This is a genomic window from Flavobacterium aquidurense (assembly GCF_031458035.1).
Taxonomy (GTDB): Bacteria; Bacteroidota; Bacteroidia; order Flavobacteriales; family Flavobacteriaceae; genus Flavobacterium; species Flavobacterium aquidurense_C.
In genome coordinates, this window is sequence record NZ_JAVDXR010000005.1 from 330,375 (window position 1) to 342,666 (window position 12,292).

7 protein-coding genes and 1 other RNA gene are annotated in these 12,292 nt (G+C 35.1%); 4 read left to right on the forward strand and 4 right to left on the reverse strand.

Going from position 1 to position 12,292, the window contains the following annotated elements; genetic code table 11:
• The first annotated feature begins 19 nt into the window (after positions 1 to 19).
• Positions 20 to 2,038 (forward strand): DUF2264 domain-containing protein, encoded by a 2,019-nt coding sequence (locus tag J2X17_RS10620; protein ID WP_310297473.1) that lies wholly within the window; start codon positions 20 to 22, stop codon positions 2,036 to 2,038.
• A gap of 113 nt (positions 2,039 to 2,151) precedes the next feature.
• Positions 2,152 to 4,251: a beta-galactosidase gene (locus J2X17_RS10625; protein ID WP_310297476.1), complete on the forward strand. Its 2,100-nt coding sequence runs from the start codon at positions 2,152 to 2,154 to the stop codon at positions 4,249 to 4,251.
• Positions 4,252 to 4,412: 161 nt separating this feature from the next.
• Here the strand turns inward: J2X17_RS10625 and ssrA are convergent.
• Together ssrA and J2X17_RS10635 are read right to left on the reverse strand one after the other, a co-directional pair.
• Positions 4,413 to 4,808, reverse strand: a transfer-messenger RNA (tmRNA) gene (gene ssrA, locus J2X17_RS10630).
• Positions 4,809 to 4,875: 67 nt separating this feature from the next.
• Positions 4,876 to 6,078, reverse strand: a complete 1,203-nt coding sequence (locus tag J2X17_RS10635; RefSeq protein ID WP_310297479.1) for a serine hydrolase domain-containing protein — start codon at positions 6,076 to 6,078, stop codon at positions 4,876 to 4,878.
• Positions 6,079 to 6,318: 240 nt separating this feature from the next.
• Between J2X17_RS10635 and J2X17_RS10640 the strand changes: the two genes are divergently transcribed.
• On the forward strand, positions 6,319 to 7,521 hold the full coding sequence (locus tag J2X17_RS10640; protein WP_310297481.1) for an NAD(P)-dependent oxidoreductase: 1,203 nt from the start codon (positions 6,319 to 6,321) through the stop codon (positions 7,519 to 7,521).
• 193 nt (positions 7,522 to 7,714) lie between these two features.
• Here J2X17_RS10640 and fumC read toward each other — a convergent pair whose 3' ends face one another.
• Positions 7,715 to 9,100: a class II fumarate hydratase gene (fumC, locus tag J2X17_RS10645; protein ID WP_310297484.1), complete on the reverse strand. Its 1,386-nt coding sequence runs from the start codon at positions 9,098 to 9,100 to the stop codon at positions 7,715 to 7,717.
• Between the two features lie 379 nt (positions 9,101 to 9,479).
• On the opposite strand from fumC, the gene J2X17_RS10650 reads away from it, so the two are divergent.
• Complete coding sequence (locus tag J2X17_RS10650) at positions 9,480 to 9,653, forward strand: hypothetical protein (RefSeq protein ID WP_026730387.1); 174 nt, start codon at positions 9,480 to 9,482, stop codon at positions 9,651 to 9,653.
• A 165-nt stretch (positions 9,654 to 9,818) separates the two neighbouring features.
• Here the strand turns inward: J2X17_RS10650 and J2X17_RS10655 are convergent, their stop codons facing one another.
• Positions 9,819 to 12,281 (reverse strand): TonB-dependent receptor, encoded by a 2,463-nt coding sequence (locus J2X17_RS10655; protein WP_310297492.1) that lies wholly within the window; start codon positions 12,279 to 12,281, stop codon positions 9,819 to 9,821.
• Positions 12,282 to 12,292: the final 11 nt, after the last annotated feature.

Below are 12,292 nucleotides of genomic sequence, written 5' to 3' on the forward strand. Positions count from 1 at the left end.
TTAGAAAAAAAATATAAAAATGAATAATTTGAAAATGTGGTTCTTAACCACAATGTTTAGCTTGTCTTTATTTTCGCAACAAAAACAAAATACCAATACTGTTTTCAAAATTGCCAATCCGGATTATAAATTGAGTCCGTATACCGGAATGACAAAACAGCATTGGAGAGACGCCGGACTTTATTTATTGCAAGGCGCTTTTAGTTATATTCATACTTTGGATGATCCGATGAAGTTTCCAAAACAACCCGGAAAAAGTTATCCGCAGGATGAAAGCAGAGTACCAACGGAGAAATTGGAAGGTTTGAGTAGAACGTTATTTATCGCTTCTCCGCTGCTGAAAGAAAACCCAAATCTGGTAATTAATAACATCAAAGTTGCAGATTATTATAGATATCAATTCAGCAAATTAATCGACCCAAATAGTTCTTCTTATATTACGCCAAGAGCCAAAAATGGAGGACCAAGCCAAAATTTGGTAGAATATGGAGCGATCGCCATGTCGCTGCTAACCAATCCTGAAGTGCTTTGGAAACCATTGCCACAAGAGCAAAAAAATGCCTTGGCAAAATCAATGTTGAGTTATGGCGATGGCCCTACAATCTCTTCGAACTGGAAGTTTTTCAACATTTTTGTATTAAGTTTTTTCAAAGAACAAGGATATGCGGTTAATGAGAAATTACTTGAAGAATATCTGCAAAAATGCTTAAACGACTACAGAGGTGATGGATGGTATAACGACAGTCCGGCATATGATTATTACAGTATGTGGGGTTTTCAACTTTACGGAGCACTTTGGGCTGAATACTTTGGAAACAAATATTACCCTGAATATGCTGCAAAATTTAAAAGCAATTTTAGAGATCTTAATTCGAATTATCCTTTAATGTTCAGCCGAAATGGAGAAATGATAATGTTTGGAAGAAGCATTAGTTACCGAATTGCCACGATCGCCGCCCTTCCTTTTATGGGATTAGAAAATGATCCGAAAATTAATAATGGATGGTTACGCAGAATTTCATCTGGAGTTTTAAAACAGTTTTTGGAGAATCCGGAATTTCTAAAAGACAATGTTCCGACACTTGGTTTTTACGGTCCATACGAACCTGCCGTGCAAGTGTATAGCTGTAGAGGAAGTGTGTATTGGATGGGAAAAGCCTTTATGGGACTTTTATTGCCAGATGATAATCCGTTTTGGACCGCAAAAGAAAATGAAGGCGATTGGGAAACCAAATTCAAAAAGGATGAGGTTTACAATGATTTCCAAAATGGTCCAAAGATTTTAATTACAGATTATCCGGCAATTGGAGCATCAGAAATAAGAGCCTGGTGTCATGAAAAAAAGAAAGATGACTGGCAAGGATTCAGATCAACAGAAAACTACAATCGATTAGCGTACAACAGTGCTTTTCTTTGGCAGGCAGATGGTGTCAATGGAGAAGTGGCGATGAATTACGTTTTTAAAAATGCAAAACAAGAATGGGAACCACTTCGATTATTTACTTTCAAAAGATTTGAAGACGGTGTTTATTACCGCGATGCCGTTTTGGAAACCAATGAAAATATTAAAATGAATTTGGCCGATATTCCATTAACAAACGGAATTTTAAGAATTGATAAAAACACTAGTTCGGATGCTGTTGCTATGCGATTAGGACATTATGCTTTGCCACAATTAGACAAAGAAATTACAACGACAACTAAAAAAGTTGGCGGAAAAGAAGTAACTATAATTGATAACGGAAAATACCAATTGGCTATGATTCCGCTTTTAGGTTGGGATAAAGCTGAGGTTGTAACTACTAAAGGTTTGCATCCTGAAAGTGAAACCAGTAAAGTGATTGATGTTGCAGCTAATTATAATCCGAATGAAAAGAAGTCTAATGTTTATGCGACTTTAATGTTATGGAAAAAGTCAGGAGAGAAATGGAATAAAGAGGAGTTGGTTCCTGTAAATAGTCTTGAGCAGACAAACGATACTATTTTAGTTCAGTTTAATAATGGAACCAAAAAAGTAGTGGATTTTAATAATAAATAGTCATTTTAGACCAGACAGGTATTATCCCGTCCCGAAGCTTCGGAATCGGGACTGTCGGGTCTTCTTCATAAAATTTCCCCTGAAAAATAAAGCCATTAAAATTAATCGATAATATGAAACAGCTATTAAAAAAACACCTTTCAAAAATAATATTTGTTGCATTTGGAATACTGCTCAGTATGAATGCGAGTGCTCAAAAATTCGATAAATATTTTCCCAAAAAAGACCTTACGACAGTGGGAGTTTATTACTATCCTGAACATTGGGATCCGAACCAATGGGATCGCGACTTAAAAAATATAGCCGAAATGGGTTTTGAATATACCCATTTTGCGGAATTCGCTTGGGCACAGTTGGAGCCACAGGAAGGCGTTTACGATTTTAAATGGCTTGATAAAGCATTGGCAATTGCTGCAAAATATAATTTGAAAGTGATTATGTGTACTTCAACGGCAACGCCTCCGGTATGGTTGGTTCGCAAGCATCCGGATGTGCTTGTGACGTATGAAGATGGCACAAAATCAGATCACGGTTCAAGACAACACGCATCGTTTTCAAGTAATTACTATCGTGCATATTCAATGAAAATGGTTGAACAATTAGCAAAAAGATATGGAAATGATAAACGCATAATGGGTTGGCAAGTAGATAATGAACCATCCCGTTTTTTGGATTATGGTACAGATGCCCAACAACGTTATCGTAATTGGTTAAAAGATAAATATAAAACTATTGAAACCTTAAACGAAGCCTGGGGAAACAGTTTCTGGAGTGGTATCTATAATAATTTTGAGCAGATTAATATTCCGCTTCATAAAGAATGGGGAATGAATTTACATTCACAATTAGATCATTTGCGATTTGCCGATCAGGAAACGGCAACCTTTCTTGATGAACAGGCTGTTGTAATACGCAAATATGCCACTAAAGAGCAATGGATAACTTCTAATTACAGAGCCGCTTATAGTGAAAGTTACGTTGGAATGAGCAAAGAATTTAATTTCGATTGCTATACACGTTATATGGTTTACGGAGGAAGTTTAGGCATTGGCCCGAACGGGTATCGTGTAGGTGATTATACCAGTATTGGGATGGCTAATGATTTTTTCCGTCCGCTAAAAGGGATGTATGGCTGTATGGAATTGCAGCCAGGACAAGTAAATTGGGGAAGTATTAATCCACAGCCATTACCCGGAAGTATACGCATGTGGTTATGGCATGTTTTTGCTGGGGGCAGTAAATTTACCTGTACATATCGCTATCGTGCCCCTTTATATGGTTATGAGCAATTTCATTACGGAATCGTAGGTACAGACGGTGTGACACCAACTCCGGGGGGTAAAGAATTTAGTCAGTTCATTAAAGAAATTGACACTTTACGTAAAAAATATGATGCAAAGGCAACATTACCGGATTCTTATTTAAAACGTAAAACCGGAATTCTGTTTAATGGCGATAATGTTATGGGGATTGACCTAAACAAGCAGACAAAAGAATGGAATACCATCGGGCATTTCTTAAAATATTATAAAGCCGCAAAATCTTTTGGCGCTCCTGTTGATTTCGTCAGAGACACTACTAATTTCGCAAACTATCCAGTTTTAATTGTGCCTGCCTATCAGATGATTGACCAGAAAATGATTGATAAACTAACTTTGTATGCAAAAAACGGAGGACATTTAGTAATGAGTTGCAGAACTGGAATTCAAAATAGTAAAGGTCATCTTTGGGAAGCGAAATTTTATGAACCAATGTGGAATTTAATTGGTTCTCAAATAGATTCTTATGATTTGCTAATGCCACATTCTCCCGGTACAATAAAATTTAATAATCAAAAATATGAGTGGGTTAGTTGGGGAGATTTGCTAAAACCAAATAAAGAAACAGAAACTTGGGCAACCTATGAAGGTGATTTTTACGCAGGAACTCCTGCAATTATTTTACATAAATTAGGTAAAGGTACCGTGACCTATATTGGTTTAGATTCGAAAAATGGTGAACTGGAAAAACAAGTATTAAGAAAATTATACCAACAGCAAAACATCGCCATAGAAGATTATCCGGAAGGCGTTATGGTAGATTATCGTGACGGATTTGGTATAGCGGTCAATTATTCGGATAAAATCTACAATATCAATTTACCAAATAATGTAAAAGTTATTATTGGATCAAAGGCAATAAAAACTGCTGAGGTACTTGTTTGGAAATATTAATAAGAGAAAATAATAGAATACTATAATAGAAAAGGAAGAATTTCTTATTAAACTAAATTATAAGTTTCTAAGTAATAAGTTTTGCAATATAAGCACATCGATGGCGCCTAAAACAGCACCTTAAAATAAAAAGCCTTGTAGTCAAGAGATTACAAGGCTTTTTGTGGAGTCGCCGGGAATCGAACCCGGGTCCAAACAAGCAACTAAAGAGCTTTCTACACGTTTATTTCCTGATTGGATTTTCGTTGTTAAGCTAGGTCAGGAACAACCACTCAACACTTATCTTCTTAATTTCGAAATCCACCCGAAGCTCATGGAAATCTAGGTCTATTTTTACGGTTCCCCTGTACTGACCGCCACAAACCAAGGCTTTCAAGGAGAATCCAGCTTCCCTATCTGATAGGGACGTGGCTAATCTTACTATAATTCAGATTATGCAGCTAAAGCGTAGTTATTTTCGCCGTGTAAAATTGTAAGATCTTATATTTACGAGCAAGGTCTCAATGCTCGACGTGCTTACTTTCCAATTCGACTTGCTGTCAAAACCAGTCGACCCCAAAAATGAGTTTGCAAATTTATACTATTTGAAGTTAGTTTGGTAATAAAATTTTCAGAAAAATAACATTATTCTTCGTCTTTGAAATTAAAAGGATAATCGCCAAAAATAGGGGCCAGTTTACGAACGGCGTAAGTGTTTCTGGTCATTTTATTTGATAGCGCAATAATTGTAACATGCTCTTTCATAAGCGGAATATATGATGAGGTATTTCCATGCCACCATCCATTATGAAAATAAAAATTTTGACCGGTTTCCCAATTGATCATTCTGATTCCTAAACCATAATTTTTTGTTCCTTTTCGTTCGTTGCTTTGACCTGTGTATACTTCTTTTAACAAAGCAGGTTTTAAGAAACCGGGAGCATTTCTTGCTCGGTCAAATTTTAAAAGATCTCGTACAGTTGAAAAAACATTTTTGTCACCGTAAACATTATCTAAATAATCAAAACCAATTTCAGCACCATTACCTTTATATGAAGGAACAATTGTTTTACGATCCTTGTCATCATCAAAAATATAAGTATGCGTCATTCCCAGTGGTTTGAAAATCATTTCAGACATCGCTTGCTTATATTTTAAACCTGTAATTTTTTCTATGATAAGGGCAAGCATCGCATAATTGGTGTTGCAATAACCAAAACGAGTTCCCGTTCTTGATTCTAATCCAACATTTTTTGTTGCCAAAATATTTAAGATATCCTGATTTGTAAGCTGATTATGTCTGTCCCAAACTGATTTATCGTGGTCAGTAAAATAGGCATAATTACGCATACCACTACGGTGACTTAACAGCATTCGAACCGTACAATCTTCATACGGAAAAGTTTTTAAGATTGTATTTACTTTTTGATCCAGATCAAGTTTACCTGCATTGACAAGTTTTAAAACTGCAGTTGCCGTCAGAACTTTGCTTACAGATGCAATTTGAACGGGAGTTTCTGCTGTTATTTTGGTGCCTTCATTTTTATTGGCGTATCCATTATATCTTTCAAAAATAATCTGACCGTTTCTGGCAACCAGAAAACTTCCGTTCATACTATTGTTAGGCCAGTTTTTATTGTAAAAATGACTTATTCTTCCCTGAAGTGAATTAATATAATTTACCGAAAGCCTTTTTTCAGGACCTGCGGGTTTCATTTTCGGTAAAGTATCTTCTACTGCAACGGCGGTATTTTCAGTAGATTTTATTTCTTTTCCGCAAGAGCCTAAAACTAAAATTAGGAAAAGTATTTGTGGTATATTTGTTTTTTTAAGGAGACTCATTTTCATCGTTCTTTAAAAACAAATATATAGAATTCAATATTTATGTTTTGGGTTTTTGATGTTTTCAAAAAACTCGCTTTAACATAATTTTAACTTCTTTTTTCGTTAGTCGATTGTACATCAGCTTTTAACGTTATAAAAATGTTTGAAATGAGAAAATAGCAACAAAATTTTAACTAATTTTGTTATATTTGAAACAAATTGAATTCAAAAAGTTATATTAATACCTATCCTAATCTGAGATAAATGAAATTTGGAATTATAAAAGAAAGAAAAAACCCACCTGACAGGCGTGTTGTGTTTGCACCGAATGAACTTGCAAAACTTAAACAGCAATATCATGAAGCAATAGTTGAAGTAGAAAGTTCAGATATCCGAATTTTTTCAGATGTACAATACAAAAGTATGGGCATTACCGTTACTGATGATGTGTCAGATTGTGATGTTTTATTTGGCGTAAAAGAAGTTCCGGTCGAAAATTTAATTCCAAACAAAGCTTATTTCTTTTTTTCGCATACGATCAAAAAACAACCTTATAATAGAAAATTGTTAAAAGCAATTTTAGAAAAGAATATTGAGTTGTACGATCACGAAACTATCGTTGATACTGAAAATCGTCGTTTGATTGGCTTCGGAAAATATGCCGGGATGGTTGGCGTATACAACGGAATTCGTGCTTTCGGAATAAAATTCGAATTGTTTAAATTGCCAAAAGCAGAAACGCTGGCTGGAAAAGAAGCTTTAATTACACAGCTTAAACGTATTACATTACCACCTTTAAAATTTGTTGTAACAGGAACCGGAAAAGTAGGTAGCGGTGTCAAAGAAATTTTGGATGCCATTAAAGTTAAAGAAGTTACTGTCGAGAATTATTTGACTAAAAATTACACACAGTCTGTTTATGTACAGTTAGATGTTTTAGAATATAACAAACGAATTGACGGACAGTTTTTAGACTTTAATGATTTTACTGCACATCCGGAATCTTATGTTTCGGATTTTGAAAAATTTACGAAAGTTTCAGATATTTATTATGCAGGTCACTTTTATGATAGCGCAGCACCAGTGATTTTGACGCAGGAAATGCTGAACGCCAGCGATTGTAAATTGAGAGTTGTTGCTGATATTTCGTGCGATGTAAATGGTCCTATTGCCTGCACATTACGTTCTTCGACAATTGAGGAGCCAATTTATGGCTATTTTCCACTAGAAAATAAGGAAGTTGATGTTTTTCATCCAGCTGCGATTGTCGTGATGGCGGTTGATAATTTACCTTGCGAAATGCCAAAAGATGCCAGCGAAGGTTTTGGCGAGCAATTTATGGAACATGTAATTCCGGCATTTTTTAACGGAGACAAAGATGGAATTCTGCAAAGAGCTAAAATAACTGAAAACGGAAAACTGACTCCGAGATTTAGTTATTTGCAAGATTATGTAGATGGAAAATAATTATTAATTGTAAATGGTGAATTGTTAATTAATAATTGACCTAAGAAAAAAGGGTTTTATAAAAGTTTAAACTTTTATAAAACCCTTTTTTACTATTTAAAAATAGTTAGTGGCCTAAAGATGTCATTTTCCTTAGTTCAAATGACGCAAACTAAATCAATTAATAATTCACCATTAAAAATTAACAATTAAATCAAACCATCTCCTCCGGTTTTACCCATGCATCAAAATCTTCTGGGGTTACATATCCTAAACGAACGGCTTCATCTTTTAAGGTTGTTCCGTTTTTGTGGGCGGTTTGAGCGATTTCGGCTGCTTTGTAGTATCCTATTTTAGTGTTTAAAGCGGTTACCAACATTAGTGAATTATTTACTAATTCTTTGATTCTTTTATAATTAGGCTCGATTCCTTGCGCGCAATGTTCGTCGAATGAAATACAAGCGTCACCCAATAATCTTGCTGATTGCAGAAAGTTTGCCGCCATAACGGGTTTGAAAACATTTAATTCGTATTGTCCCTGCATACCGCCAACGGTGATTGCCATATCATTTCCAATTACTTGCGCACATACCATTGTCAAGGCTTCGCATTGCGTTGGATTTACTTTTCCCGGCATTATTGATGAACCTGGTTCATTTTCGGGAATATGAATCTCTCCAATTCCAGATCTTGGCCCGGAAGCCAGCATTCTAATATCATTAGCGATTTTATTTAATGAGACAGCCAATTGTTTCAGAGCCCCATGCGTTTCTACAATGGCGTCATGCGCTGCCAAAGCCTCAAATTTGTTTTCGGCGGTTATAAAAGGGTGATTGGTGAATTGAGCAATATATTCAGCAACTTTTACATCATATCCATTTGGTGTGTTAAGTCCGGTGCCGACAGCAGTTCCACCCAAAGCGATTTCTGATAAATGTGCCAAAGTATTTTTAAGTGCTTTTAATCCGAAAGATAGTTGAGCTGCATAACCTGAAATTTCCTGACCTAAGGTTAGGGGAGTGGCATCCATAAGGTGTGTACGTCCAATTTTTACGACATCTTTGAATTCGGCTGCTTTTGCAGATAGGGTTGCGTGTAATTTCTCAACTCCCGGGATAGTGGTTTCCAGTACTATTTTATATGCTGCGATGTGCATTGCAGTTGGGAAAGTATCGTTTGACGATTGCGATTTGTTAACATCATCATTGGCTTTAATTATGGGTTCACCTTCGCCAATTGCAAAACCTTTTAGTACTTGCGCGCGATTCGCAATGACTTCATTGACATTCATATTGCTTTGTGTTCCGGAGCCTGTTTGCCAAATTACTAATGGAAATTGGTCGGCCAATTGTCCGCCAAGAATTTCGTCGCAAACGGCTGCAATTGCATCACGTTTTTCTATAGATAAAACGCCTAAGTCATGATTAGCGTAAGCGGCTGCTTTTTTAAGATAGGCAAAACCTTCAATGATTTCCGGAGGCATAGATCCTGATGGACCAATTTTGAAATTATTTCGGGAACGTTCTGTTTGTGCGCCCCAATATTTATCTGCTGGGACTTGTACTTCACCCATGGTATCTTTTTCTATTCTGTATTTCATATTGTTGTGTGTAAAATGTTTTATTAAATGTAATTTGTAATTTGTAATTTGTGAAATGTGAAATGTGAAATGTTTTGTTAACTGAAATTTATTATGAAAACGTGATTCCTAGCCCCGATAGGAGTGAAAATCCTTTTGCTTTTTTTCTTTAAAAAAGCAAAAGATTGTAACGGATAGCGGGAAATAGCTCCTGAAAAAACGCATTCACTTGTTTTTGAGATGTTTCAATAAAAATGGGAGGATTCTAGGTAAATTCTCTTATTTAAAATGAGTTTAAATATACGTATAATTGTGATTTTATAAAAATTGATTTGGTTTTTATTGCTAACGAAAAATATAAAACTTACATTTGTCCTTACATTCAAAAATTCCGGAAAACATGTTTGAATTTTCACAGTACTTAGGCTTTTTACTTTTCTTGACCATACTAACTATAGGGTTTTGGTTGATGTTTTTCTTAGTTGGTTTCGTATCTTATTGGGTTACGGGTGCAAGCTGGGAAATGTTCAAAGAGAAAAGAGCAAAAAGAAGACAAGAAGAGCAATCAATTTAATTTTAAATTGACTTCATAAAGAAAGGACCCGTTTTTACGAGTCCTTTTTTTTATGCCAAAAAAATCCAAATTCCAATAAAAAAATTCCAAATTCCAATTTAGACTTAATAATTAAGTTTTGTAAAATTGGAATTTGGAATTTTCAATATTGTAATTTAACTGATATTATCCAGGGAATTCTCCACCGCCATCACCTTCATTTCTTGGTGCTGCATTCTTTTCTCTTTCGTTTTTCGCTTTGTTGAAACGATAAGTAAACGATAAATTGAATTGACGTTTACGGAATTGCATTTCACCATAAGATGTTTGACTCTCAAGTGTTGTGTCATTTTGAAGGTAAGTGTACGATCTCATGATTCTTGAGTTGAAAATGTCGCTGATATTGAAAGCAATTGTTCCTTTGTCTTTCAGTACATCTTTGCTTAAAGCAGTGTTCATACCAAACTGACCTAAGTTTTTACCTTGAGCAGTTTTTTGCTCACCGTTATACATCGCAGTTAATTGCCAGTCGATTTTGTATGGCAAAGTAACTTTTGAACTGATTCTCGCAAACCATGAATTGGCTTGGTTATCAAGATTCTGAACTACATCATTACCATAAATATCGGTGTATGTATTTTCTCCAGTTGTTTTTACGTTGTAAAGGTTGAAGTTACTATTAAGTCTCCACCATTTGAATGGCGTGTAATTCAATGTAAATTCGAAACCAAATTTTTGTTCTTTTCCTAAGTTGATAGGTCTGCTTAAAATTACAGGAATACCATTTACTACTTCGCCATTTGGGGTTCTGACAAAGCTGAAAACATCTTTTGTATCTTCAAAGTAAGCCGAAGTATTAAAAGTTACTTTTTCCCAACGCTTTATGTATCCAATATCATATTTGTCTGTTAAGGCAGGGTCTAAATCAGGATTTCCCTGAAAGATATTAACATTACTTGAATAGTTAACCGCCGGATTCATAAAACGACCTCTTGGTCTGGTTAAACGTTTGCTATAACTGGCTGTGAAGTTACTTTGATCTGAAATTTCATAACTTGCAAAAGCACTTGGAAATAAGTTATTGTATTTTTTTGTATTGAAATCATTTGTTTCCAATAAGTTAACCTGAATGTTGGTGTCTTCCCAACGTAAACCAAATAAATAAGAGAATTTATTTACTTTAAATCCGTAAGAAGTATAAAGGGCGTTGATGTTTTCTTTGTACTCTAAAGTGTTTGACAAGTTTGAAATTGGATCACCATTGCCATCCTTAACAAAATATTCATTGTTTAGGTCGCCAAAACTTCCTTTATATCCTGCTTCAAATTGACTTCCTTTTCCTAATGGCAAAACATAATCAGCCTGAATTTGAACTTGTTTCTGAACCTGATTATTTAAGGTAGTATTGAAATTTGGCGAAGCCGTAATTTTACTGTCACTATCATCTGTATTTCTTGAAATCGATAAATCGGCAGTCAGTTTATGTCCTTTGTCGTTGAAGTTTTTAATTAAATTCGAAGTATATTCAATATTTTCGCTTCCCGTATCACCATTATTCAAACGATATGAAGATCCCGTAAAAGCATGGGCAGCATCATAATTATTATAATTAATTAAGTCTGTCGTTGTTCCTGAATTTTTTTGGTAATTGATAGCGTTTGTCCAGTACGTATTTTTCGCTACTGTCCATTCCATACCAGCTCTTCCATTAAATCCGTCAGAAGTTCTTTCTGTATCACGATCTTCATCTAAAAAGCCTTTTGGTGTACCATCGGCATTATAATAAGATGTATTTGTTAAACCCCCACCTTCGTTAGTTCTGTAGTTATAACCTGCAGTAGTAAAATAGTTTAATTTTTCTGTTTTATAATTCAAATTAGCACTTAAACCATACGTTTCAGGAAGTCCTGTTGAAGCAATAAAAGTTCCGTTAAAGCCTTGATTTTTTCCTTTTTTCAGAATGATGTTGATTAGTCCCGAACCCCCTTCAGCATCATAACGTGCAGATGGGTTGGTGATAACTTCAACTTTGTCAATTGCATCTGCCGGAAGCTGACGTAATGCTTCGGCAACATTTATGGCATTTGAAGGTCTTCCGTCGATTAAAATTCTGACATTATCACTTCCTCTTAAACTTACATTTCCTTCCGTATCAACAGAAACAGATGGAACATTGTCTAAAACGTCGCTTACAGTTCCGCCTTTTACAATCATATCCTGACCAACATTGTATACTTTTTTGTCCAGTTTTATTTCAACTGTCGATTTTTCGGCACGAACAACAACTTCATTCAATTGTGCTGCATCTTCAGATAAATTTACAACTCCTAAATTAGTGTCTCCTGAAATATTTCTTCCTTTAATTTCAGTTGCTTTAAACGAAATAAATTCAACTTTAATATCGTAAGTTCCCGGAGCAACAGCCACTTCAAATTCTCCTTTTGGATTGGTTATTCCGCCCGCAATTACTTTTGTATCATTTGGGGACATTATCGAAATAGTAGCATATTCAAGAGGTTGTTTGCTAACTTTTTCAAAAACTTTTCCAGTAACTTTTACCTTATTTTTTCCAGGAGGTGCTTGTTGTGCATAGTTGTAAAAACTCGTTAATAGAAGAACAAGTAATACAGCAAAATTGATTTTTTTCATTGTTATAAGTT